This is a genomic window from Vibrio sp. QJM3NY_26 (genome assembly GCF_057786005.1).
On sequence record NZ_CM173516.1, the window covers coordinates 1,049,143 to 1,074,993 of the forward strand.

The 25,851-nt window shown below is 42.8% G+C and carries 17 protein-coding genes, 1 tRNA gene, 2 rRNA genes and 2 pseudogenes; 7 read left to right on the forward strand and 15 right to left on the reverse strand.

The genetic code is table 11. The annotated features are described in order from the left end of the window. Positions 1-353: 353 nt before the first annotated feature. The 3 genes from AC3CH4_RS20010 to AC3CH4_RS20020 all read left to right on the forward strand — a co-directional run bounded on the left by AC3CH4_RS20010 (position 354) and on the right by AC3CH4_RS20020 (position 3,653). Positions 354-3,246 (forward strand): 23S ribosomal RNA (locus AC3CH4_RS20010). A 116-nt stretch (positions 3,247-3,362) separates the two neighbouring features. Next, positions 3,363-3,478: ribosomal RNA gene (gene rrf, locus AC3CH4_RS20015) — 5S ribosomal RNA — on the forward strand. An 84-nt stretch (positions 3,479-3,562) separates the two neighbouring features. Continuing rightward, a tRNA-Ser gene (locus AC3CH4_RS20020) sits at positions 3,563-3,653 on the forward strand. Between the two features lie 352 nt (positions 3,654-4,005). Here the strand turns inward: AC3CH4_RS20020 and AC3CH4_RS20025 are convergent. From AC3CH4_RS20025 to AC3CH4_RS20070, 10 genes and pseudogenes are all read right to left on the reverse strand, one after another. Then, the gene (locus tag AC3CH4_RS20025) at positions 4,006-4,236 is read right to left on the reverse strand and encodes a transposase (RefSeq protein WP_488543669.1); all 231 of its coding nucleotides are present in this window, start codon (positions 4,234-4,236) and stop codon (positions 4,006-4,008) included. Positions 4,237-4,909: 673 nt separating this feature from the next. Further along, complete coding sequence (locus AC3CH4_RS20030; protein ID WP_114635631.1) at positions 4,910-5,845, reverse strand: LysR family transcriptional regulator; 936 nt, start codon at positions 5,843-5,845, stop codon at positions 4,910-4,912. A 63-nt stretch (positions 5,846-5,908) separates the two neighbouring features. Continuing rightward, the gene (locus tag AC3CH4_RS20035) at positions 5,909-7,747 is read right to left on the reverse strand and encodes a glycoside hydrolase family 13 protein (RefSeq protein ID WP_488543670.1); all 1,839 of its coding nucleotides are present in this window, start codon (positions 7,745-7,747) and stop codon (positions 5,909-5,911) included. An 89-nt stretch (positions 7,748-7,836) separates the two neighbouring features. Further along, complete coding sequence (locus tag AC3CH4_RS20040; RefSeq protein ID WP_114635629.1) at positions 7,837-9,810, reverse strand: amylo-alpha-1,6-glucosidase; 1,974 nt, start codon at positions 9,808-9,810, stop codon at positions 7,837-7,839. 85 nt (positions 9,811-9,895) lie between these two features. After that, positions 9,896-10,519, reverse strand: coding sequence for a hypothetical protein (locus AC3CH4_RS20045; RefSeq protein ID WP_428783755.1), 624 nt, complete (start codon positions 10,517-10,519; stop codon positions 9,896-9,898). 91 nt (positions 10,520-10,610) lie between these two features. Next, a complete protein-coding gene (locus AC3CH4_RS20050) occupies positions 10,611-11,747 on the reverse strand; it encodes an ABC transporter ATP-binding protein (protein ID WP_114635628.1) in 1,137 nt (378 codons plus the stop codon). Beyond that, complete coding sequence (locus AC3CH4_RS20055) at positions 11,747-12,661, reverse strand: sugar ABC transporter permease (RefSeq protein ID WP_114635627.1); 915 nt, start codon at positions 12,659-12,661, stop codon at positions 11,747-11,749. Before AC3CH4_RS20055 ends, AC3CH4_RS20050 begins: the two co-directional genes overlap by 1 nt. Continuing rightward, a complete protein-coding gene (locus AC3CH4_RS20060; protein ID WP_114635626.1) occupies positions 12,661-13,959 on the reverse strand; it encodes an ABC transporter permease subunit in 1,299 nt (432 codons plus the stop codon). Before AC3CH4_RS20060 ends, AC3CH4_RS20055 begins: the two co-directional genes overlap by 1 nt. A 143-nt stretch (positions 13,960-14,102) precedes the next feature. Further along, positions 14,103-15,236 (reverse strand): sugar ABC transporter substrate-binding protein, encoded by a 1,134-nt coding sequence (locus AC3CH4_RS20065; protein WP_171311523.1) that lies wholly within the window; start codon positions 15,234-15,236, stop codon positions 14,103-14,105. Between the two features lie 416 nt (positions 15,237-15,652). Then, positions 15,653-15,919 (reverse strand): annotated as a pseudogene (locus tag AC3CH4_RS20070) (NAD-binding protein); the annotation flags it as partial. A gap of 12 nt (positions 15,920-15,931) precedes the next feature. On the opposite strand from AC3CH4_RS20070, the pseudogene AC3CH4_RS20075 reads away from it, so the two are divergent. Continuing rightward, positions 15,932-16,089 (forward strand): annotated as a pseudogene (locus tag AC3CH4_RS20075) (ISAs1 family transposase); the annotation flags it as partial. 138 nt (positions 16,090-16,227) lie between these two features. Here AC3CH4_RS20075 and AC3CH4_RS20080 read toward each other — a convergent pair. The 3 genes from AC3CH4_RS20080 to AC3CH4_RS20090 all read right to left on the reverse strand — a co-directional run bounded on the left by AC3CH4_RS20080 (position 16,228) and on the right by AC3CH4_RS20090 (position 19,251). Then, a complete protein-coding gene (locus AC3CH4_RS20080) occupies positions 16,228-16,314 on the reverse strand; it encodes a DUF3087 family protein (RefSeq protein ID WP_171311705.1) in 87 nt (28 codons plus the stop codon). A gap of 366 nt (positions 16,315-16,680) precedes the next feature. After that, positions 16,681-18,015 carry an MATE family efflux transporter gene (locus tag AC3CH4_RS20085; protein WP_488543671.1) on the reverse strand — a complete coding sequence of 445 codons (1,335 nt, stop codon included), beginning with the start codon at positions 18,013-18,015 and terminating at the stop codon, positions 16,681-16,683. Positions 18,016-18,276: 261 nt separating this feature from the next. After that, positions 18,277-19,251, reverse strand: coding sequence for a helix-turn-helix domain-containing protein (locus AC3CH4_RS20090; RefSeq protein WP_054548430.1), 975 nt, complete (start codon positions 19,249-19,251; stop codon positions 18,277-18,279). A gap of 92 nt (positions 19,252-19,343) precedes the next feature. On the opposite strand from AC3CH4_RS20090, the gene AC3CH4_RS20095 reads away from it, so the two are divergent. Together AC3CH4_RS20095 and AC3CH4_RS20100 are read left to right on the forward strand one after the other, a co-directional pair. After that, a complete protein-coding gene (locus AC3CH4_RS20095; RefSeq protein ID WP_054548429.1) occupies positions 19,344-20,714 on the forward strand; it encodes a serine hydrolase domain-containing protein in 1,371 nt (456 codons plus the stop codon). Positions 20,715-20,780: 66 nt separating this feature from the next. Beyond that, a complete protein-coding gene (locus AC3CH4_RS20100; protein WP_054548428.1) occupies positions 20,781-21,572 on the forward strand; it encodes a hypothetical protein in 792 nt (263 codons plus the stop codon). 83 nt (positions 21,573-21,655) lie between these two features. Here AC3CH4_RS20100 and ppsA read toward each other — a convergent pair whose 3' ends face one another. Beyond that, positions 21,656-24,028 carry a phosphoenolpyruvate synthase gene (gene ppsA / locus AC3CH4_RS20105; protein ID WP_017086817.1) on the reverse strand — a complete coding sequence of 791 codons (2,373 nt, stop codon included), beginning with the start codon at positions 24,026-24,028 and terminating at the stop codon, positions 21,656-21,658. A 178-nt stretch (positions 24,029-24,206) separates the two neighbouring features. Between ppsA and ppsR the strand changes: the two genes are divergently transcribed. Further along, a complete protein-coding gene (ppsR, locus tag AC3CH4_RS20110; protein ID WP_017069200.1) occupies positions 24,207-25,040 on the forward strand; it encodes a posphoenolpyruvate synthetase regulatory kinase/phosphorylase PpsR in 834 nt (277 codons plus the stop codon). A gap of 120 nt (positions 25,041-25,160) precedes the next feature. On the opposite strand, the gene grxB is transcribed toward ppsR, so the two are convergent. After that, the gene (grxB, locus tag AC3CH4_RS20115; protein ID WP_054548426.1) at positions 25,161-25,793 is read right to left on the reverse strand and encodes a glutaredoxin 2; all 633 of its coding nucleotides are present in this window, start codon (positions 25,791-25,793) and stop codon (positions 25,161-25,163) included. Positions 25,794-25,851 lie beyond the last annotated feature (58 nt).

Consider the following 25,851-nt stretch of genomic DNA (forward strand, 5'->3'; position numbering starts at 1 on the left):
ATGAGAGTTTTTAAAAATGGTTTTGAAAGTTTAAAACTCGAAAAACTCTTGCTCTTTAACAATTTGGAAAGCTGACTGATTTGAATAACGAAGTTATTTAAATCAAATTTAAAAGTTCTCAATGTTTATCTGCTCTTATTTAATAAGAACGGCATAAACAAAACAAACACATTCAAGTGTCTTGTATTCGAATGATCAGAAATGATTGTTCATTTTTTGATTCTAATTTTTATTAAAAAGTGGAAACAAAAAGTAAATTGAGTCCGGCAAACAGTTATCAAGAATTAACCCTTCTTGATGACAACCAAAAACCTTGGTTAGTTGCCATACGCTAAGACCCTTTCGGGTTGTATGGTTAAGTGACTAAGCGTACACGGTGGATGCCTTGGCAGTCAGAGGCGATGAAAGGCGTAATAACTTGCGATAAGCCCAGATTAGGTAGTAATAACCTTTTGAGTCTGGGATTCCTGAATGGGGAAACCCACTTGCATAAGCAAGTATCCTGTTGTGAATACATAGCAACAGGAGGCAAACCGGGGGAACTGAAACATCTAAGTACCCCGAGGAAGAGAAATCAACCGAGATTCCGAAAGTAGCGGCGAGCGAAATTGGATTAGCCCTTAAGCTTTTAATGATGCAGGTGAAGAGTCTGGAAAGTCTCGCAATAAAGGGTGATAGCCCCGTAACCGACACATCATAATCAGTGAAAACGAGTAGGGCGGGACACGTGATATCCTGTCTGAATATGGGGGGACCATCCTCCAAGGCTAAATACTACTGACTGACCGATAGTGAACCAGTACCGTGAGGGAAAGGCGAAAAGAACCCCTGTGAGGGGAGTGAAATAGAACCTGAAACCGTGTACGTACAAGCAGTAGGAGCACCTTCGTGGTGTGACTGCGTACCTTTTGTATAATGGGTCAGCGACTTAATTTTAGTAGCAAGGTTAACCGTTTAGGGGAGCCGTAGGGAAACCGAGTCTTAACTGGGCGTACAGTTGCTAGGATTAGACCCGAAACCAGGTGATCTAGCCATGGGCAGGTTGAAGGTTGAGTAACATCAACTGGAGGACCGAACCGACTAATGTTGAAAAATTAGCGGATGACTTGTGGCTAGGGGTGAAAGGCCAATCAAACCTGGAGATAGCTGGTTCTCCCCGAAAGCTATTTAGGTAGCGCCTCGGACGAATACTACTGGGGGTAGAGCACTGTTAAGGCTAGGGGGTCATCCCGACTTACCAACCCTTTGCAAACTCCGAATACCAGTAAGTACTATCCGGGAGACACACGGCGGGTGCTAACGTCCGTCGTGGAGAGGGAAACAACCCAGACCGCCAGCTAAGGTCCCAAAGTATAGCTAAGTGGGAAACGATGTGGGAAGGCTCAGACAGCCAGGATGTTGGCTTAGAAGCAGCCATCATTTAAAGAAAGCGTAATAGCTCACTGGTCGAGTCGGCCTGCGCGGAAGATGTAACGGGGCTAAGCTATACACCGAAGCTGCGGCTACGTACCTTAGGGTATGTGGGGTAGGGGAGCGTTCTGTAAGCCGTTGAAGGTGTGCTGTAAGGCATGCTGGAGGTATCAGAAGTGCGAATGCTGACATGAGTAACGATAAAGGGAGTGAAAAACTCCCTCGCCGGAAGACCAAGGGTTCCTGTCCAACGTTAATCGGGGCAGGGTAAGTCGACTCCTAAGGCGAGGCCGAAAGGCGTAGTCGATGGGAAACGGGTTAATATTCCCGTACTTCTTACAATTGCGATGGGGGGACGGAGAAGGCTAGGTGGGCCTGGCGACGGTTGTCCAGGTTCAAGTACGTAGGCGGAAAGTTTAGGTAAATCCGGACTTTCTTAACGCTGAGATACGATGTCGAGCTACTACGGTAGTGAAGTCATTGATGCCATGCTTCCAGGAAAAGCCTCTAAGCTTCAGATTGTAAGGAATCGTACCCCAAACCGACACAGGTGGTCGGGTAGAGAATACCAAGGCGCTTGAGAGAACTCGGGTGAAGGAACTAGGCAAAATGGTACCGTAACTTCGGGAGAAGGTACGCTCTTATCAGTGAAGTCCTTTGCGGATGGAGCAGACGAGAGTCGCAGATACCAGGTGGCTGCAACTGTTTATTAAAAACACAGCACTGTGCAAAATCGTAAGATGACGTATACGGTGTGACGCCTGCCCGGTGCCGGAAGGTTAATTGATGGGGTTAGACTTCGGTCGAAGCTCTTGATCGAAGCCCCGGTAAACGGCGGCCGTAACTATAACGGTCCTAAGGTAGCGAAATTCCTTGTCGGGTAAGTTCCGACCTGCACGAATGGCGTAATGATGGCCACGCTGTCTCCACCCGAGACTCAGTGAAATTGAAATCGCTGTGAAGATGCAGTGTACCCGCGGCTAGACGGAAAGACCCCGTGAACCTTTACTACAGCTTGGCACTGAACATTGAACCTACATGTGTAGGATAGGTGGGAGACTATGAAATTGCGTCGCTAGATGTGATGGAGTCGTCCTTGAAATACCACCCTTGTAGTTTTGATGTTCTAACGTTGGTCCCTGAATCGGGATTACGGACAGTGCCTGGTGGGTAGTTTGACTGGGGCGGTCTCCTCCCAAAGAGTAACGGAGGAGCACGAAGGTGGGCTAAACACGGTTGGACATCGTGTGGTTAGTGCAATGGCATAAGCCCGCTTGACTGCGAGAATGACAATTCGAGCAGGTGCGAAAGCAGGTCATAGTGATCCGGTGGTTCTGAATGGAAGGGCCATCGCTCAACGGATAAAAGGTACTCCGGGGATAACAGGCTGATACCGCCCAAGAGTTCATATCGACGGCGGTGTTTGGCACCTCGATGTCGGCTCATCACATCCTGGGGCTGAAGTCGGTCCCAAGGGTATGGCTGTTCGCCATTTAAAGTGGTACGCGAGCTGGGTTTAGAACGTCGTGAGACAGTTCGGTCCCTATCTGCCGTGGGCGTTGGAAAATTGAAAGGGGCTGCTCCTAGTACGAGAGGACCGGAGTGGACGAACCTCTGGTGTTCGGGTTGTCATGCCAATGGCATTGCCCGGTAGCTAAGTTCGGAATCGATAACCGCTGAAAGCATCTAAGCGGGAAGCGAGCCTTGAGATGAGTTTTCCCTGGCACTATAAGTGTCCTAAAGGGTTGTCGTAGACTACGACGTTGATAGGCAGGGTGTGTAAGTGCTGCGAGGCATTGAGCTAACCTGTACTAATTGCCCGTGAGGCTTAACCATACAACACCCAAGGGGTTTTGTGGACTCAGATGTACCAGACCTGGAATGCGTTTGAAGAGAAATAACTTTTATAGCTCTATTAAATAGAGAAGCAGCTTTCCGAATTTTAAAATTTGCTTGGCGACCATAGCATTGTGGACCCACCTGATTCCATGCCGAACTCAGAAGTGAAACACAATAGCGCCGATGGTAGTGTGGGGTTTCCCCATGTGAGAGTAGGACATCGCCAGGCTTTCTTTATGCTTTCAGTTTTCAAAAACTGAAAGCAAAACTAAAAGCAGCGCACAAGTAAGACTGATTTTAGTGACAATTTGTTGGAGGGATGGCTGAGTGGTCGAAAGCACCGGTCTTGAAAACCGGCAACCGTTAATAGCGGTTCTAGGGTTCAAATCCCTATCCCTCCACCACCATTGAAAAGCCCGCTGAGAAATCAGCGGGCTTTTTTTCGTCTAAAAAGTGTACAAAACAAGTATTCATTGTCCTAAATATGTCTTATACCAATCCGGAAAATTAACTGCTCAGGTCTATCCAATCTCTTTAGCACGTTTTGTTACGCGATCTTGGTAATCAATAAATCTATTCCAAGCGCAACAAACCTTGGAAATAATGTCATTATAATCAATGAAATTTTGGTTCGTTAGTAGGGTTGTTGTAATTCCAATAATTAACCTATCAATCGAGCCCAATATCTAAAGCTGAGAGATTGAACTCAGCGTTTATCTTCACAAAAGCTTTTCCAAGTACTACATACTGAGCTAACTATATCGTTATAGTTTTCAAAACACCTATTCGCTGCTTGTACTGACGAAGCCATTGCCAAACTTGCCCTATCGGGTTTAATTCTGGTGAATATGGCGGGATATGGATTATCGTGATGTTCTTAAAGTGATTGGCTAAGTGTGTTTGATGCCAGTTCGCTTGATCCATGATAACTAAGGAATGTTTACCAGTAGGTGTTGCCGTTGAGAGCAAATCAACGTGCTTCGTCATTGCTCCCATGTTACTTTTGAACAGCTTTAGGTCGAGTTCCTCATTCAGCCCAAATCTTGGTTGTGGTATTACGTTGACCCAATCTAGCTTCCTCTTGAAACCAAACAAGTACTTTTTTAAGTGGATATGCGCAGGGATCTTAAGGAGCGTTTCTATTTGGAATTTTTAAATCGTCGTGGATTTACTGTGATTGTTTGGATGTATTGAACGAGAACTTATTCACGACAATTCCATGTGCTCAAGTAGTTAAAAGGTAGGGTTAGGATGATAGTGTTTATCAAAATGCTTAACGATGTAGTTATATACATCGGCTCTCGACAAGGCGTCGCTCGCCAGAAGGAGAATCAGCATCTTTCTTTATGAAGGTATTGAGTTGTTGGTGTATACGATATCGACAGATACTCTGAAAAAGGTTGTGCCTCGTAAATGCAGTATTTTGGGGAGATAGTCATCTAAGAAACTAAGCTGTGAAATACCTTAATAATGGTAAAATAGCAGAGTGGAAAGTCCAGTTTTGTTATAACGAACGCTCAAGTGAGTTAAATCATAGCGAGTGTCAACCCTATAAACAAAGTTATAGATCTAGATATGCTAGTTAGAAGCTAGCTATATACTGTGTGGCTTTGTCTCTAGGCTGATTTGATCAACAATGTCTTAAGGATGAAGAGCAAATTTAAACTCCACCATTGATTTGAGGGTTATTTTTAATTAATGCCTTGAATTGTTCCAATAGATCAATACTTTGTTTATTTTGCAATTTATCTTTGTGCAGATACGCGCCAATCGTCGCGTTACTAAAGCACTCTTTCATTTTAAGTGGGACAATATCAAGGGTATTGAAATAAGATCTCATGTTCATTGGGTAAGGCAAAATAGCATCACTGTTTTGCAGTAAATCAATTGCTGTTAACAGTGAGTTCGTATTGTAGATAACCTTTTCTTGTAAATAGTGACGTTTTTGAAAGGTTGTTAATTCTTCACTCTGTTGTTGAACTAAATGTGAAAATCGTTTTTTTGCCGCGCCTAAATCAACCGATGGAAAGCGAGCAATATCTTCGTTGCTACAGGTTATTTCAAGCAAAGGATGACCTTTTCTTACATAGACTTCTTCACTGCATTGAAAAAGGGGATGGAACAGTATGTCTTCATATTGTGCTAGGCCGAGTATTTCATGGCCAACAAAGATACTGATTTCGTCGCTGAGCAATAAGTTCATTAATTGTAGGTGATTCCCTACGTCAACAGAGATATTGCTGTGAGGATAAGAATCTCTAAAACCTTGTACGCAGTCTCGAATAAACAAATGCCACCATGCATCTCCACAACCAATTTTAAGTTCGGTTTGATGTCGGAGCTTATTCTTCTCTAATTTATTAAGGGTGTTTTCATAGAGGTTTTGCATCATTTTTGCTTGTTCGTAAAGTAACTCGCCACTAGAGGTTAGGGTGATCCCTTTTGAGTTACGATTAAACAACTTGCTGCCTAGTTTCTCCTCTAACTTCTGCATGTTATGACTTAATGTCGGTTGACTTAAGCAGAGATTATTAGCGGCTTGGGTGACGTTTTGAGTCTTAGCTACTTGAATGAATTGGATCATTAATTTAAACATAATAGCTCTTTACTTGAATAATAAAGAGCTATTTTATGTGGCTTATTACATGATATCTAGCGATTACTTCTTATTTTGATACATGGAGAAGCTAAAGGGTTCCAATGTTAAGGTCTCTTTTAATTTGCAAGCAGTATCGTTATAAATATCAGTGACATAATGATTTGACAATGAATCAGGAAGAGTAATATTAATCGTGTTTACACTGTTATTTATAACAATAGTAATGCACTCGTCTTTTAAGGTTTTTTGGTAGATAAGACATTGCTTTTCATTGTCGCTCATTAACCAATTAATGTGATGAGCACGCAGAGCTGGGTGCTGTTTGCGTAATTTGATGATCTGCATAATATGTCGTCTCATGTCCATATCATGTTTGCCCTCATCCCAAATCATGCATTTACGATTTAATGGATCGGCTCCGCCATCTAAGCCAATTTCACTACCATAATAAATACACGGTGTACCACTGTGAGTAAATTGGAATAAGTAGGCCAGTTTCACTTTCTCTTTATTGCCATCACAACGATGAAGAATACGAGCCGTATCATGGCTATCTAACAAGGAAAATGCCACTTCATTAACCGCAATCGGGTAGCTTGTGTTGACATCATTTACCGCATATTTAAACTGATTCGCATTGAGGTTACCATGAGCAAAAAATCCTATCATGGCATCGGATAATGGGTAATTCATTACGGCATCAAATTGATCACCAGCAAGCCAATTCATTGAATCATGCCACGCTTCACCTAAGATGTAGATCTCAGGTTTAATCGCTTTTAATTCATCACGGAAGCGTCGCCAAAAGCGTTGATCAACTTCGTTTGCGACATCTAAACGCCACGCATCGATATTGAAATTACGTACCCAATAGCGACCAACTTCAAGTAAATACGCCATCACTTCTGGATTTTCGGTATTTAACTTTGGCATGTTCTGCGCAAAGGCAAAGGTGCGATAGTTGAGATACTCTTTACTGTGCTGATCCTTTTTAGACTCGTCTAAAAGTGGGAACTTCTCAACATAGAACCAATCAATGTATTTAGAGTCTTTACCGTTTTTGATGACATCTTGCCATTGAAGAGAATCGGCACCAATATGATTGAATACGGCATCTAACATGACTTTCATGCCACGCTTGTGGGTTTCTGCTATTAGGGTTCTTACTGTGTCGTCATCACCAAAAGCAGGGTCAACTTTTAGATAATCAACGGTGTCGTATTTGTGATTCGTTTTACCTTGAGTAATTGGTGTGAAATATAAGCCTGTAATACCGAGATCTTGTAGGTAGTCAAGATGGTCAATGACACCTTGTAAATCACCACCAAAGAAGCTTTTAGTTTTCGGGTCTTCAGAACCCCAAGATAGTACATTTTTAGGTGAGATTGAGGGATCACCATTGGCAAAGCGCTCAGGGAATATTTGATACCAAACTGTCTCTTTTACCCAATGTGGTGGGCTAAATACATCGATGGGGTTCATGTATGGGAAGCAGTAAAAGTTGAGTAATTGGCTTAATACAGGATCTGCATCATCGGTGATGGTAAAAATTTGTTTTTCAGTAACGAGCAGTTTTTCGCTCTCTTCACCTTCAAGAATAAAAGCATAACGAGCACGGAAAAATCGTGGTTGTGCTTCGCAGAACCAGTAATCAAACAGTTCTGTTTCACACTCTTTTTCCATCACAAAGTTTTCGCCGCCACTCCAACCCATTGCATCTTCTGCATTTAGGTTGCCGCCACCGCCACCTGACGTCCAATCGTATGGATCACCAATTCTTAACGTAGCGTTATTGACTTCGCCTTTTGCTGTGCGAATACGCAAATGAAGTGTTTCTTTATCATAAGTATAAGAATAACTTGAGTGAGATCTATGATAGATCGCTGCTTTTGTAATCATGATTAATACCGTTTAATGAAAGTACCAACCAGAATAACTATCTGACGTAATAGCCACCCAGGTTAGTATAATTGTTTAAATATGCAATTCTATTTTTGGTGTATTTGTTCGTAATATTTCACGACGCGTAATACCTCACTCACGCTCCACGCTTGGGCGAAACAACCACGAGATTGACTTGGTGCGTAACCATCATAGATTTCAGCCAATTGACCAATACAGCCTTCGTATAGGCCATCTTGGTTATGCTCAATAAACTGCTCCACAATACGAAATAAATCTTTATCTTGTGGGAATTGGCGTAAGATCCCCATTAAGAATTGACCAATCATAAAGCCCCAAACTGTGCCTTGGTGATAGGCCATGTCTCGGTCAAAATGCGAGCCTGTACACACGGCTTTAAATTCAGGATCACTCATTGCAAGCGAGCGTAAACCCAAGGGTGAATATAGCTCTTTATAAATGGTAAGAATGACCGAACGTGCTCTTTCTTGACTTAATATTGGGAAAGGAAGGCCAACGGCATAAGCTTGATTTGGGCGAATTTGTTGGTTTACTTCACCTTCTTTAATCCAATCATTTAAATAACCAGTTTTGTTGTAAAACTCATCGTTAAAGGTGGTTTTTACTTGCTCTACCAGTGCAGGTAATTCTGGCATTGGTTTGTTCAGTTTTTGATTAAAGAAATCAAGAATAGACAACGCATTAAACCAAAGTGCATTGATTTCTACAGCGCAACCATGTCTTGGTGTCGGTACGATATCTCCGTAACGAATGTCCATCCAAGTAAGCTGATCAAAACCGCTGCCGCCGCTGATCAAGCCGTTATCAAGCATCTTAATCTCAAAGTCAGTACCGTTACGGTAATGCTGATAAATGTTAGTCATGCATTGATACGCTTCATCACGAATAAACTCTAGATCACCGCTTGCTTGGTAATATTCATATAAGCTAACAATGAAGAGTAGCGATGCATCAATGGTGTTATACATTGGCTCAACCCCAGCTTCAGGGAAAAGGTTAGGCAGTACCCCACGACGTTCGTAACGGATAAATGTACGGAAGATCTGTCTTGCGTCTTCAAATTGATTGGTTGATAAATTGCAGCCCCATAATGCAATCATGGTGTCGCGACCCCAATCGGCAAAGAATGGGTAGCCTGCAATGATTGATTTGGATTCTGTTGAGTCACGGTCAACGACAAACTGCTCACTGGCACGAACCAATTGCTTTCCAAATAGGCTCTTTAGATTAGCGCGCTTGATGTACTCCTGTTGGCGCTTAATTTCTGCGTTAATCATTTTATCGGCAGTCTGTGTTTCTAGAGAAACTGCGCGATCTTCTTCAGCTTCAAACACTATCGAGAATTGTTCGTGCGTTTCAGTCCCAACAAAAGCAATGGTATGAAGCGCTATTTGAGCATCTGTTGCAGGACGGCCATCGCGAGCATCATAAGAAAAGTACAGACCCGACTCATAGCGAGGGGCATCCAATGCTGAATCAGCACCATTGTGACGATAAGTAAGTGCTTGACCGTTACTGGTGATTTTCCCATCTTGGTGTGCAAATTCTTGCTGTTTTGATAGGTTCTGTCCTTTTGCACAGAAGTGGTATTTTGGCGTTACATTTAATGTGAATGCTTGTTTTAACGGATTGAATATTTGATATTTTACAGCAAGGCGATTTACACCTTGAGCCATTACAATCGTTTTGGTGATCTCAATACCACGGATACGATACGTGAACTCTGGAAGATGAGTTTGAGTAAAATTATCAAACAGTAGGGTTGAATCTACAGTGTCATAAGGATTTACATTCGCTTGTGAAGAAAGTGGATGGGAGTCTCCGCTTGGTAAGGTAATACGGTCATCTAAGTGACGAACAAAATTAAAGCGATTGTTTGGTGCAACAAGACTTGCCATAAACAACGCGTGATCACTTCGACTGCAAGAGCCTGCAAGGGTAAGAGAAGAATAACCACCTAATCCATTCGTTAGCAGGTAGTTCGATTCTTCAAGGCGATCCATATCGCGAAAATTTGCTTTAGAAAGAGAGATTTTCATGTGAACCTTACAATTAAATATCAAATGTTATCTCGTGTTTATTTTATTCACGCTGTAGGTATTAAATAAACGAGGGAGTTTATAGTTAGCTTTTAATTTCGTTATAAATGAGTAATAGTTTTTGCACTTCACCTTGGGTATACGCGAGATCTTGGCTCTCTTCGTATCCCCACAGCGACGTAATTTGGACGTCATCTTTAGTCGGTGTTACTTTGAATGCCGCAATGCGTTCTTGCTCATTATCAGAAATGAAAAACAGATAAGGCTGAGGCTGTGTAAGCAGTGCGTTGTATTGAGAAGGCGTGGTATACACTGCATTCACGGCTTTGACGTTTTGAGTGCCATAAAAGCGCTGGGCTTCTGCTAATACAGGTAATGCCATTTCTTGCAGTTGTTCGTAACTGCTTTCTACATGAAACGATCCGCAATCACTTGGGATCTGATTACGCAGTGCTTTGTATTGCGTATTTATGATTTCTAATGGCAGCGTTAAATAGTCATTTTCAAACTGTTGTGCAGAAGCAAATAGCTCATCATTATTCACACATTGTTTAAAAATTTGCTGCTGCTCAATAAAGGTTGAGTAGTCAAATGATGGCTTAGGCAGGCTGCTGTAAGCAATGATAAAGCCGGTAATGAAAATAACGACAGCGACTGCAATATGAAGCATATAGTCGTGAATGCGTTGAAGTTGGCCGCGAAAATTCAAAATGTCACTCCTTTCTTTACGGTGTAAATATGCTCTATAAGGCATGGTTTATTACCCTCAATGAGATGAAGGCAATAATGGTGGTTGTGTACTATTTCTTAAATTCAGCAGATTTGATTGAGTACTTGATGGACTCTTCCGTCTCAGTATCAAAGAAATGCAGCTTGGTATTGTCGATAACCAAGGTGATTTTTTCGTCGATATCAACGTCTGGTTCGCCGGTACCCAATGTGCCTACAAACATGTTCATTGGTGCGGCATTAAAGAACACGTTAATCGCATCGCCTAAGTATTCGCTGTTAAGTGCGGTAACTTCAAAACAACAATCAGGGAACGCATCGCGGTATTTTTTGCCAGAACGAATGGCACTAGAGCGTGCGCCCAATGTGACGGGTTTTCCGTTGTAGCCTGCATCGTTTAGGATCTGCTGGTCACTTTCATTCAAGGTAATAGTGAAAGAGTGACACATGAACTGGCCCCCTTCGTACATTCCTTCAATAAGGTTCATTGATGGCATACCCATGAAAGTCGCTACAAAACAGTTTTTAGGGTTAGTAAATAACTCTTTTGGTGAACCAATTTGCTGAACTTCACCCATCGACATTAATACGATGCGATCAGCCATGGTCATTGCTTCAACTTGGTCATGGGTTACGTAAATTGTGATTGCGCCCTTAGCTCTGTGCATGCGAGAGATTTCAGTACGTGTTGTGGTACGTAATTTCGCATCTAAGTTACTTAACGGCTCATCCATTAGGTACAATTTAGGCGTACGAACCATGGCACGGCCTAAAGCCACACGTTGACGCTGTCCACCTGACAACTCTTTTGGCTTACGCTCTAGGTACTCTTTTAGAAATAAATCGTCAGAGATACTATCAACCGAGTTTTTGATGTCATCACATGGGTAATTGCGTAATTTTAAGCCGTAACCAATGTTGTCACGTACTGACATGTGTGGGTAAAGTGCATAGCTTTGGAATACCATCGCAATATCACGATCTTTTGAGCTAACATCGTTTACTACTTCACCATTGATGATAAATTCGCCATCAGTAATGTCTTCTAAGCCTGCAATCATGCGTAGCGTGGTGGATTTACCACAACCCGATGGGCCTACAAGAACAATGAATTCCCCTTCTTCAATATCGAGATTGAAATCACGTACCGAGCAGGTATCGGAATTGGGGTATTTTTTATTGATGTTTCTTAATGAAATTTTACTCATTAGCCTTTTACTCCACCAGACGTTAAGCCGCCCACGATATAATCTTGAAATTTATAGAAAACGATAACAGGCGGAATTGCTGCTAAGACCGCGCCTGCTGCGAATACGTTGTAGCTTGATTCTTTAATATTATTGATAAGACCCATAAGGCCAACCGCCAGTGTTTTCGCTTCTGAATCCATACTTGCAATCAGGAACTTAGGCATGATGATGTCGCCAATTGGACCTAAGAAACAGAATATAGCGATAACCATGATCATCGGTTTAACTAAAGGCAGCAGTATTTCTTTGAAGATCTGCATTTGAGTTGCACCATCAATTTTTGCTGATTCATCTAATGCACGAGGAATCGAATCGTAATAGCCTTTCATTAGAATCGTATTCATTGTGATGCCACCTGTCGTGTAGATGAGGATCATAAAGATATACGTATAAAGTGTGGCGTTGGCAGAGCTGTAAATGCCGATAGAGTTTGCAATCGCATACAGAGCAATTAAGCCACTGCCTGATGGGATGATTTGAATGATCAGCAATGACATTAATGCACTCTTACGAGATTGGTAACGATAACGAGAGTAAACAAACCCCGAAATTGTCACGATGAATGTAGAGAGGATCATGGTGATTATCGATACTAAGAACGTATTTCGGTACCAGCTTAAATAAGGCGTATCATTAAAAAGTCGAACAAAGTTTTTGGTTAAACTGAAATTTTCAGGGAAGAATGACGTAGAGTACAGTGAGTTACTGACGTTAAACGCACTCATTAATGTCACTAATATCGGGTATAGAATGATCACTGCCATCGAGATCAAAAACGCATAACAAAAAGCCACACCCATGTTCTTAGTGATGACATGACGATTAAAACGCTTCGCTTTGATCTGGCGTGCTAAAGGGATTGCTTTGTCCATTACATCACTTCCTCATTTTTAAAGGCACCCGCTTTCAACCATGAATACAAGACCACGGCACCAACAACAGTACTGGTGATTAAGGTATATACCGCCGCTTCGTTGTATTTAGCATCCATCATTAAGCGGAAACCAAGAGATGAAATCGTATCGAGTGGTTTGTAGATTGAGCCCACCGTTTGAACTGTTGCTTCACCTAACATGTAAACGATGGTGACGTTATTAAAATTGAAGGTAAATTGAGTAATGAATACCGGAGCAACACTTATTAATATCAAGGGTAGAGTGATGTCGAAGAAGTTGGTCCATGCGTTACCGCCATCAATCGCACTGGCTTCATACAAGTCATCAGGGATAGTTTGTAATACGCCTGTCACCAAGATAAATACGTAAGGGAAACCTAACCATGCTTGAATTAATATGATGGTGATTTTGGCGTAATCTGCGTTTAGGAAGAAGCCAATTGCTGTGCTTACATCATATTCGTTACCGGTGAAAAATGGGATAACCATGGTGTTCATGCCGCCAATCTTTGAGAAGAAAAGTTGGAAAACAAGAATGGTTAAGAAAGCAGGAACTGCCCAAGGTAGAATGTAGACAGTACGGAAGAACTTCTTCCCTCTGATATGTTTATTGTTTGCAACAACCGCAAGAACGGTACCTAGAACGATGGTGAGTGCAGAGGCGCAGAAAGTCCATGTTAGAGTCCAAGATAAGGTTTCTTGGAATGCGGCAGCTGTTCGTTCGTTCGTAAACAAACGCTCAAAGTTGGTAAAGCCTTTCCATTCAATAAGAAATGCTGGTGGTAAAACAGGGCGTTTGAAGTTAGTAAAGGCAACAACGATAGAAACAATCGCTGGTAATAAAGCAAAAACAAACAGTAATATGAACTTAGGTGCTGTAATTAGATTAGGTACAATTTCGTGTGATAATCCATGTACTTTTTCAGTAAAGGTAATCGCAAAACCAGACTCATCTATTTGTCGTTTTACGTCTTTTGCATCGCGAGCAAAAGCGTAATGCAATGCGAAAAAGACTAAAATCATCATTGCGCCAACGGTTGAACCCACCATGATAAGAAAAGAATCATCCACAAAGCGTTCTGCGCCAATAGTGATTTTTCCATTAGGTTGTTCGACAGCTAAAAGACGGAAGTTAGGAAGAGTGAATTGTATAAAAACCAATATCTCCAAAGCCAATATCGAGAACCCAAATAAAGCCTCTCGCATTCGACGTAGTGCAAGGTGTCCACTACCTGGAATCAGCATAGAGAACCAGAATACAAACTGTTGACTCATGTAAATAACCTACTTATTTATTAGTGTTGTGTAGATATGTCATGCCTTTGTATTACACGATGCCGGATGTACTCGACATCGTGTAGTTGATTTGAAACCTAGTTGATTTGAAAACTAAGTGATCTGCAAACTAAGCTAGCGGATTACATGTCTTCAATATCAACTTCAATCGTATCAACGGCGGCGTCTAATACCGCTTTGACATCTTGACCTTGTGCGATTTGAGCAAGACCCGTTTTCATTGGTCCCCACACTTTCATGAACTCTGGGATGCTTGGCATAGGTTGGCCGATGTTTGTCGCATCAAATATGGCTTTGTGTAGAGAGCCTTCTTTGTAATTAACAGACAGGCTAGGTGAGACTTCACGTGTGTCTGAATACCACTTGTTTGCATTCTCAGGAGTCGCTAGGAATTCAATAAAGGCACGAGCGCCTTCTTTGTTGTCACTGTAGCCGTTAACGGTCATCCCTTTTGTGCCTGTTAGAGCTTTATATGGATGACTGCCATCCCAACTTGGGATAGGTGCTGCACCAACATTAATGCCGGCTTTTTCGATATCAGCAATTGCCCATGGACCATTGATAATGGCTTTTACTTTTCCTTCCATGAAGTATTTCATCATGATGTCATAAGCAACGGTATCATCTTGCATTAGGGTCCAATGGCTCACACCACTTTTATATAACTCTTGGGCAGCTAAACCTGCTTTGATTGCATCAGGTGTATTTAAGCCGATATCTTGTGGATTATTGTCTTTGAAGATATAGCCGCCATTAGACATAAATAAGCCGCCAGTGAAGTAAAAATCAGTAAATTTTGCAGCCCACTCAGAAGGTGGAATTTCTTTAAGTGTTTTTGGTGCTTCATTTATCATGTCTTTGTTATATAGAAATAACGTTGTATCTGTAGACATTGGTAACATATAAGTTTGACCATTGTAGATTGATGCATTGGTAGCGGCATCTGTATAACCATTAACGGTAAAATTGGTTGGAGCAATTAAATGTTGATCCGCTAACTCACCGATTCGGTCGTTTGGGATCATGAAAATATCAGCAATATTACCTTTTTGAGTTGGTAGCGCTGCCAGTAAATCAAACATGCTTGTTGCTGCTACTTCTACCTTAAAGTCTTTCCCTTTATTGAACTGCTCTGCAAGTTCGGTGAAGTAAGGGACATAGCTTTTTTCAACGCCAATAACGATGTTTTCTGCAGCCATTGCAGTGTTACTTAGTAATAGGGCTGCTGAAACAGCAAGTGACAATTTCTTAATCATTTTATTGCTCCTGAATAGGGTAGGGTACTAGGTTGACAAAATAAATAAGGCATAAATTAAATAATATCAACAGCTTATTCTTTTTGTTAAGCGATCTCTCTAGAGTCACTCCGGTGACACATGTTTGTTGGTTTATAAGACTAACGTCATTCAAATCATCATAGGTCTTTGGTGGTAGGTGGTGAAATGCTATTTATATTTGGTGGCCATAGAAAAAATGCATATCACATAGATAAATGTTATCTAACGCAACGATATCTAAGGTATTCATGGTCTTTGATAAGTTAAAAACGTGAAGACAATAACAGTCTGTAGGACGAGATAAATAAGAGAAGAGACTGAGTGGTGTGCTTGCAATAAAAAGGGGCATTATTATCTTCACCTTTTACGCTAATATGATTTCTTGTGGGGTTACACTTTTGTTTAATCACTTTGATTAACATAGGACATATCCATTCGGCCCAAATCTTGTTCTTGAATATTGCTGTATTCGTGATCGACTTATTCTGTTAGTGGCAGTTTAATACCATCAGATTTTGCTTCATCTAGACAAATGCAAAGGTCTCTTCTCATTAGATCAATGACAAAGTCAAAATCGAATTTATCTTTTTTGTGATGGCACTTGCGCGGTTTTCTACTCGCCATGAACCCGCTGCTCCGTGTATTTGCGTATCAACCACTAGAAAACAGCCAGTATTATGTTAGACGGTGCGCTAGAAAATATAGCGGTGCTTAGACGTTTCGTTATCAACATGTAAAGCAATAAGATTACGGAGCGGCAAGCCAGAAAGTGAAGTTGAAGAAAGCGGGATGGAGCAACGATTATCTGGCGCGAATCTTGTTCGGGTTGTAAACCCATTGAAGTATGCTCGCGGCCCGCTATGACTGGTAAGATAACGCCAGAACATTGAGGCGGGAATTGCTAGTAGAACCTGAATTTGTAACCCTTTAAACCAAATAGAGAAATAAGAACGGAGATGAATACAAAGGTTTACATTACAAGGCTGCCGGCAAAACCTACCATGACCAAGTTAGTTTTTCTACGGTAAGTGTCTTTGTCTATATTTGAGATCTTCATGGTATTTCAGTGAAACTGAGAATAGTAAATCTTTGCTCAACGGGGCTTTTGGATATGAGTAACATACGTTATACCACTTTACAGTTAGCGCATGGGGTCGAGCATAAACTCATGGTTTTGTGTACTCATGTAGCTGATATGACTGTTTGGTCTGCCTATTGTAATAATATCGTGAGCGATTAGAAATCCTAGCAGAAGCATTGCCACTTTTCCAAAAAGATTGCGGTGAGTTTTTGAGTCACTTTGAGCAAGCTTAAACTCGATGTTCTTTAAATCTGAAAACTAAAAAAGCAGCCTAAGTGGCTGCTTTTTCGTTCAATAATTTTCTGGTGGTTTAGCTGGTAAGCCGTTTAGTTCGCTAACTGGTTAATTAGCAAGCTTAGCCTCGACTTGCCCAAGTGCGCGTTGGTACATAAACCATGCACATGTTCCGGCAAGCACATTCCCTACCATTGCGCCCCAGAACAGGCCTTCAATACCAGCAAGTTGAGAGCCAACCCACAAGCAAGGCAAGAAGAAGGCGAACAGGCGTAGCGCTGAAATCGTTAATGCGGTGTAAGACTTGCCCAATGCGTTAGAGACAGAAACCATCAGCATACAGATTCCCAGTGGCCCTAAGCTAATAGGCACGATCAGTAGGTGATAGTTCAAAATCGTCGATACTTCGCTTTCACTAGTCATAAGGTTTGCTAGCCCACCAGAGAACAACCAAGTTACTAGCGCTATCACCAATTGAAAACCCAATACGAACATCACAGCAATTTTAACGAGCTTGCGTATGTTTTCGAGGTTGTTCTCTCCTAACATGCGGCCAATCATTGGAGGCATCGACATAGTAAGTGCTAACACGGCAACAATGGAGAAAAACTCAAAACGAGAACCCAAAGCCCAAGCTGCAACGGCTGCAGTCCCATAGCTAGCAAGTAGCTTGGTTGCGAACATTGATGAAACGGGTGGTAGCAATTGACTGATCATGGCAGGTCCCATGATGTTACCGATTGAACGAACACTTTTGCCGATGTCGAGATCGTGCCAGTCGAATGTCATCCAATGCTTTTTCGTAACTTTTGGAGCAACGATAAAGATACCCGCACCGAATGCCAAAATGGTCGCAATGGCTGCTCCATTGATGCCCATGTCGAAAGTGAAGATGAAAATCGGGTCCAATATCAAGTTGATGATACTGGTCGCGATCATCATTGATCCGGGCAGCATGGTATTACCATTGGCACGACAAACACTGTAGAAGAAGTAGAGTAGGGCTCCTGTCCAAGAGCTGATTAGCCAATAGATCCAATAAGAATCAATGATCGGTAATACCGTCGGTGGCGCATCCAACAACTGTAAAATTGGCCCACGAAGCAGATAGATGATGACAGAGAAAAGCGCAACACTCACGCTGCCCATCGCAATCACTAATCCACCTAGTTGCTTAGCGTAGCGCGTTTCATTCGCGCCAATGGCTCTAGCGATTACCGCGGTTGTCGCGATACCTAACCCGACCTGAATACCGATGATGATCATCTGTATTGGAAGCGTGAAGCCTTGGACAGCGAGCGGCAGCACGCCCAGTTGGCCAATAAAAGCACTGTCTACAAGCTGGAAGCTCATTAGGGAAAGCACCCCAAATAGCATTGGCCATGTCATTGTATAGAGTTGTCGGCCAAGAGAAGGCGAGGGAGTTGCGGTAGTAGAATTCATAACACTCTTATCGGTCTTGAAGTTAGGCTTGTGTTGGTGACAAACCTCTCAATGAAGAATTGCGTAAAGGATAACGTAAGGTCAGCTCGATACCAATAATTGTTATTAGATCTATCGATATTACCTTTGCACAGTTTCATCGGTATGTGAGCATTGTGCGATGTAACTTTATGCGTTCGCTTATTGAAATTTAAGGTGTCGTCTCTTGTTCCTGAGTTTTATATTGGCGGATGGGTCTAAAGGTTTTCAAATCGATTATTTCTAAGGTTTCGCTTTATGCCGATAATTTGGTGCTGTGATACCAACCCAACCTTTGAAAGCACGGTTAAAGTTGCTCAAATCACTGTAACCAACTTGCCAACTGATCTCTTGCACTGAAAGATCGGTCTCTTCGAGTAGCTGTTTTGCTTTGGTTTCCCGAACTTGTTCTTTGGCTTCTTTAAAAAGAATGCCTTTACTCTTTAGGTTTCTCTGTAGCGTTCGTTTTGTCATGCCGAGCATGGTCGCAAACCATTCAATATTGAACCAAGGTAAAGTCGAATAAGTGTTTATCAGTGTCTTTACGGCTTGCTCCCAATCTTGGGTACTATTTTGTTCTGAGATAGCGCGATAGTCGTCGGGCAGTGGGATCGCAAGCGCTCCATATTGTTGCTCAAACTGAATATCAGAATTAAAAAAGTGGTTAGGTAACTGACGCGCACCGTTGTTGGTAGAGACAAGCTTAGCGTGTGATGGCTGCCACTGGTCGTCTATAAACTTACGGCATAGGGTAATCACTGTAAGGGATCTAAACCATTCGGATTGTTCAAATCCAGAGGTTGATGGATGATAGCAACTGCGATGACATAGCCACCACAAGCCATCTTTTTTCTCGGTCCATATCGTGACGTGGTTGTTCAAACTAGGCATTTCAGCGATCAAACAACGAATGGCTTGCTCTAACGAACTACATTTCTCTATCTCATGGTGTAGCTGTGGTGAAAGTTGTTCCAGAGAGGTTTTTCGCCCAACTTCAATACCAATCGAATAACCAAACTTACGCTCAAGTCGATGAATAAAGAGAATTAAATCTTGGGTAGGAAGCCATTGGTTAGATTGTGTTAGCTCAATTGGTAAACCGCACTCGATAGCGACACTGCGCCAGTCAAGCGATCTCTTATCACAATACGCAATGTACGGGGCAATATTACTGGTAGAGCTCAATAGTATGTTAGTTATGTTCGATGATGCTTTCATTGTTGTTAGTATTACCTATAAATGTCACCAAATGACCTAATTAAGTGTAGCGTAACTCCATATACTTCTTCTAACCCAAAGAGGAGAAGAACATGAAACTTACACCCATTGCCTTAATTATTTCATCACTCACGATTTCATCGCTTGCTGTGTCATCGACTGTATTTGCAGAAAACCCAGTAGAAGCCGCGCTTAAGATTGAAGGCGCGCAGGTTACTCTACCTGTAAAAGATGCTCACCAATCTTTTACTCCTGGTTTCGTTGATTCAGCTCGTGAAAATTTCAATAATTTCCATTGGCAAATGGGTGGTGATCATAGTGTCTATTACAACATGCACATGAGTGAATTTATGCCGACCGCTCTTGCCGCTCCTAATGCTGAATATAAGCCACTGGTTAAAAATATCGATTCACGCCTTGCTAAATTAACCGTAAACACCGAAACCAAAGGTGAGCTGACAATGGAGCAATACCTAGCGGATGAGCAGTTCAGAACTCAAGGCTTCATGTTAATTCACAAGGGTGAGATCGTTTATCAGGCTTATCCAGGCATGAGCCCAACAGACACCCACGTTTGGGCCTCAACAGCGAAAACGACGGTAGGCGCAGTAGTCGCTATGCTGGTTGAAGAAGGTAAAGTCGATCCTGAACAGGACATTGCTCACTACGTTCCTGAACTCAAAGAGACTAACTGGGAGAGCATCACTGTCCATCAAGTGCTCAACATGTCGACTGCGTTAGACAACGAAGAAACGCTTGAATCGATATTGAATCCGGACTCTGACGTAGTACGTTTCTTTGCTGCGTCATTCAATTCACCAAGAGCAAAAACCGGTGAGATGGAAACATGGATGGACGTGGCTAAGGGCGCACAAAAGCTAGAGGGCGAGAAAGCAGGTGATCATTTCCGCTATGCCTCAATCAATACCATGGTTTTGACCAAACTAGTCGAAAACATTGAAAACAAGACTTGGACTGAGGTATTTGAAGACCGTGTTTGGTCTAAGGTACATGCTCGTCAGCCTATGCAGATCAACCTAACACCTGATGGAATGGGCATCGCGGTAGGTTTGGTTTCGACGACCTTAGAAGATATGGCACGTTGGGGAACGTTATTTACACCGAGCTGGAAAGCCGTTGCTGATGAGCCTGTGATTTCACAAGCAGTGATTGACCGCATTCATACTGGTGGCAACTCGAAAGGCTTCGCAGGTACTAGTAAAGAGAGCAGTTCAGTGCACGCTTTTAACGAAAAGGCTGACTACAACGCTTATCAATTCGACTATATCTTCAATGACGGTGCGATGTCGAAAAGTGGCAACCTTGGGCAGTTTATCTATATCGATCCAGAGCGTGATTTTGTAGGCGTGATGTTTTCAACCAACCCATACCACTCAGGTTTTGGTGAGAATAAAGGTCCAGCACTGATGCGCTCTGCAGCGAAACTACTTGCCGACAAGTAATCTACTTATAACCCAACAGGATGTTCCATGCTTCAAGGAGGAAGCAAACGACTTTCGAGATATATAATGAAAAAGTTTGCTCTATTGATCCCTTTGAGTTTAGGTTTAGCGCTGCCTGCACATGCAGGTTCAGAGTCCGAACGTGTTATCGACCCTGCTGATGTCACCAAAGTTTATACTCAAGCTGCATTGATGTTGAACGGTAGCTCAGATATCCAATTTCAGGGACAAGTTTCTGGCGGTTTAGAAAACGGTCAACAGTTTGCCCTACTGGCTGAAGGGACGTTTGTCGATGAAAGCAACACAGCGCTTCGCGATCCAGACAAATTCGGTACAGAGTATAGCAACTCTAGAATCCAGTACTTCCACGTCTTTGAAACGGGGACTAAAGCTACGCCTAAAGTGGGTCTTTCATTAGATTATATTAATACGCGCAACAGCATTAAAAATGACTTATTGTCGGTTGGCGGTGTTGTTGCGATTAATCCAGTTTATACCGGTGGATTTCTTGTATTTCCAAGAGCAGGGTTGATGACAGGTAGCATGGAGATCCCTGGTGTTACTTCATCTAAAGATGATTTAACGGGATACTCGCTTGGTTTGATTACCGCGAAGCATCTCGGTGACTCTGGCGCCTATGTGTCTTTAGTACCAGAGTGGCAGGATCTTTCTGGCGATGACATCGATATGCAGAACTTCTCTTTCAAAACATCGTTAAATGTACCGATGAACAGTGCAAGAACTTGGTGGTTGAATACGCGTTATGACATTACCAAAGCAGATGTTGATGTGAAAGGTGTGTCAATGTCGAATGATTGGCAAACCGAGGCTTGGATTGGTGTGAGATACTACTTCTAGCGATCTAGCCAGCTAATTAGCAAAGAACCTAAAAAAGCCAGTCATCGTGACTGGCTTTTGTCGTTTAGGTCTCGCACGAAGCGTTATTTATTTGCTACGTTACCAAGCTTCAACCACGTGTCGATAACCGTATCTGGGTTTAGTGAAACAGAGCTGATGCCTTGCTCCATTAACCATTCAGCTAGGTCATCATGGTCAGATGGGCCTTGGCCACAAATACCCACGTACTTACCCGCTTTAGCTGCTGCATCGATTGCCATTTTCAGCATCGCTTTCACCGCTGGGTTACGCTCATCGAATAAGTGTGCAACGTCACCTGAATCTCGGTCTAGGCCAAGTGTCAGCTGCGTCATGTCGTTCGAACCGATCGAGAAGCCATCGAAGTACTTCAAGAACTCATCAGCCAATATCGCATTCGATGGTAGCTCACACATCATGATGACTTTCAGACCTTGGTCGCCACGACGCAGGTTAAATTTAGCCAGAATGTCGATAACCGATGCCGCTTCGCTTGGAGTACGAACGAATGGAATCATGATTTCAACGTTCTTCAGTCCCATCTCGTTACGAACGCGTTTCAGCGCTTGAGTTTCAAGCTCGAAACAGTCTTCAAAGACTGGAGAGATGTAACGAGATGCACCACGGAAGCCCAGCATTGGATTCTCTTCATGTGGTTCAAACGTTTTACCGCCAACAAGGTTACTGTACTCGTTCGACTTGAAGTCAGACATACGTACGATCACACGCTTAGGCCAGAATGCAGAAGCGATAGTCGCGATACCTTCCGTTAGCTTGCTTACGTAGAAATCGATAGGATCTTTATAACCACGAATGCGTTGGTTGATTTCTGCTTTGATCTCATCCGTTTGCTCATCGAAGTTCAGCAGAGCTTTAGGGTGAATACCAATCATCTTGTTGATGATGAATTCAAGACGAGCAAGGCCAACACCTTCGTTCGGGATCTGAGCGAAGTCGAAGGCACGATCTGGGTTGCCTACGTTCATCATGACTTTGGTTGGCAGCATTGGTAGCTCATCAACCTCAGAACGTTTGATTTCAAAGTCGAGTTCGCCGTTGTAAACGTAGCCCGTTTCACCTTCTGAACATGACACTGTCACGATGTCGCCATCATTTAGGCTGCTTGTTGCGGTACCACAACCAACAATTGCAGGAATGCCTAGCTCACGAGCAATGATTGCTGCGTGACAAGTACGGCCACCACGGTTAGTCACAATCGCAGAGGCTTTCTTCATCACAGGTTCCCAGTCCGGGTCTGTCATGTCAGTTACCAGCACGTCGCCTTCTTGAACCAGTGACATTTGGTCTAGAGAATCAACTAAGCGAACAGGGCCTGAACCGATGCGTTGACCGATAGCACGGCCTTCAACTAGTACATCTGCCTTGTTGTTTAGTTCGTAACGCTCGATAACGTTTTGGTCGCTTTGAGAACATACGGTTTCAGGACGAGCTTGAACGATGTAAAGCTTGCCGTCGATGCCATCTTTTGCCCACTCAATGTCCATCGGACGTTGGTAGTGCTTCTCGATGATCATCGCTTGTTTTGCTAGCTCTTTGATCTCTTCATCGTTCAATGAAAACTCGTTACGCTCTTGAGTATCGGTGTCGATGATATCAACTTGCTTGCCGATCTCTTGGTTGGTTGAGTAGATCATCTTGATCAACTTAGAACCAAATGTCTTTTTAACAACTGGGTAGTGACCCGCTTCTAGCATTGGCTTGTGAACGTAGAATTCGTCTGGGTTCACAGCGCCTTGTACAACCATTTCACCTAGACCCCAAGAAGAGGTGATGAATACCACTTGGTCGAAGCCTGACTCAGTATCAAGCGTGAACATCACACCTGAAGAGGCTTTGTCTGAGCGAACCATACGCTGGATGCCCGCAGACAATGAAATGCCACGGTGATCAAAGCCTTGGTGTACTCGGTAAGAGATAGCACGGTCGTTAAACAGTGAAGCGAACACGTGTTTAGTCGCTTCGATAACCGCATCGATCCCTTTCACGTTAAGGAAGGTTTCTTGTTGGCCTGCAAAAGAAGCATCTGGAAGGTCTTCAGCTGTTGCCGATGAACGAACCGCTACAGACAATTCTTCGTTGCCTTCAATCAGTTCGCGGTAGTTATCACGGATGTCTTGCTCTAGTGATTCTGGGAAGGGTGCGTCTAGAACCCATTGTCGAATCGTTGCACCTGTCTTACGCAGTGCGTCAACGTCTTCAACATCAAGTTCATCAAGGAGTTGGTGAATGCGCTCATCAAGACCTTTGTAGTCAAGAAAGTTATTAAACGCATAAGATGTGGTAGCAAAACCATTAGGTACTGATACGCCAGCGTTGGCTAGGTTAGAAACCATCTCGCCAAGTGAAGCATTCTTACCGCCGACTTTGTCGACATCTTCCATGGAAAGGCCATTGAACCATAGGGTGTTATTTTGCATTTATTTCTCCAGAAACATAGCAAGCATTGTAGGGATTTAAAGGCAAACGATTACGTATCAGTTTAAAAAAATGTAAATTATTTTCTAAAGCTGTGGGGGACGTAATAGTCAGCAGGGTTTCGTTATATATATTATGGTTCCCATCCTACTCAAAATAATTTTAAACATTAAATAAAAAATGCAAATTGATATCCAAAGTCGTGATGTATTCTATGTTTCTGATGGAACGGCCATAACATGTGAGACTTTAGGGCATGTTGTTCTAGGTCAATTCCCATTCGAAGCCAATGAAAAAACCTTCCCGTTTGTCGAAAGTGAGGACAAACTTTCTGATTTATTAAAAGAGATCGAAATTTCGTATCGTGATACGGGCAACCACCCGTTGGTCTTTTTTTCGATTGTGATTCCAGACATCAAGCAGAAGCTCTTGGAGGCACCAGCGCATTGTTATGACGTGCTAGAGAGTATTGTGCAGAAAGTGCAAGACGATACCCAAATGGCCCCTGTGCCTAAGCTGCAGCGCTCACGTAGTGTTAATAAAGATTCAGTGAAGTACTTCGACCGTATTGCTGCGATTGAATACACGTTGGCTCATGATGATGGCATCACGCTGAAAGGGCTTGAAGAGGCGGATATCATCCTATTGGGTGTTTCTCGCAGCGGTAAGACACCGACAAGCTTGTATATGGCGATGCAGTTTGGCTTACGCGTAGCGAACTATCCGTTCATTCATGATGACTTGGCTCGCTTGAAGCTTTTGCCAGAGTTTGAGATTTACCGACACAAGCTATTTGGTTTAACCATTGATGCGGAAAGGCTGACTGAAATTCGAGAGAACCGTTTAGCCGGCAGTGAGTATGCGAGTGACTCGCAATGCTTGTATGAATTGCAAACGGTAGAGTCGATGTTTCGCCGAGAAGCGATACCTTACATCAATACGTCTTCGCTATCGGTTGAAGAAATTTCAACACGAATCTTGGAGCGAACAGGGTTGAGAAGGCGCTTGTTGTAGAAAAAGACAATTGAGTCATAAAAATCGAAGCTCATACGAACAATGGTTCGGGGAGCTTCGATTTTTCGTTTAGGCTAGTTGCTAACGACTAATGTTTTAGCAAAGTAGAAAAGTAGAAAATTAGCGAAGAAGCTTAATGCCTAACGTTTGACTCTGTTTTTCTAACCAACGCTCAAGTGCTGGTGGCCATGTGATACTTGGTTCGACACAGAAGCCACGAAGCATTGAGAAATAGAGTGCTTGATCAACTAAAGGTAGCGATGATTCACCATTCTCTAGATCCAATAGAAGCTCTGCATCTTTCAGTAATGGGTTAATCAGTTGAACGTATTGTGGGGTCTTTTCTAAGAGCTCTTCAAAGTTAAAACCTTCGGTCTCTTTACTTGTACGCCAAGCTTCTTTGGCTCCAGCAGAGCGATATTCAGCCAAGTCGAGGTTCCACCAACGTGGGCGTCCGATCTGTTGAGTCAGAGGGAAAGCGCGGCTTTGAAAAAGCGCAGCCTGCTCAGACGGCTCACGTTGCTCGTCACTTGATTTCAAATCCATGAAGTAAACAATGATGTCTAGGCTTTCAGCCATAATAGAACCGTCGTTTTTCTGTAGGACTGGCACCATCTTCTTACCGATCAGATCGATAAGGGTTTGGGCATCATCATAATCCACAGAAACAAGTTCGATGTTCAAGCCTAAAGATTGAGCGATGTAGGCAACTCTTGCACAGAAAGGGCAGTGGTCGTAAATGTAAAGCTTCATAGCTTCCCTTGGTTCAGGATAGAATAAATATAAGTTAATGCTAATGTATCAGAAAGTA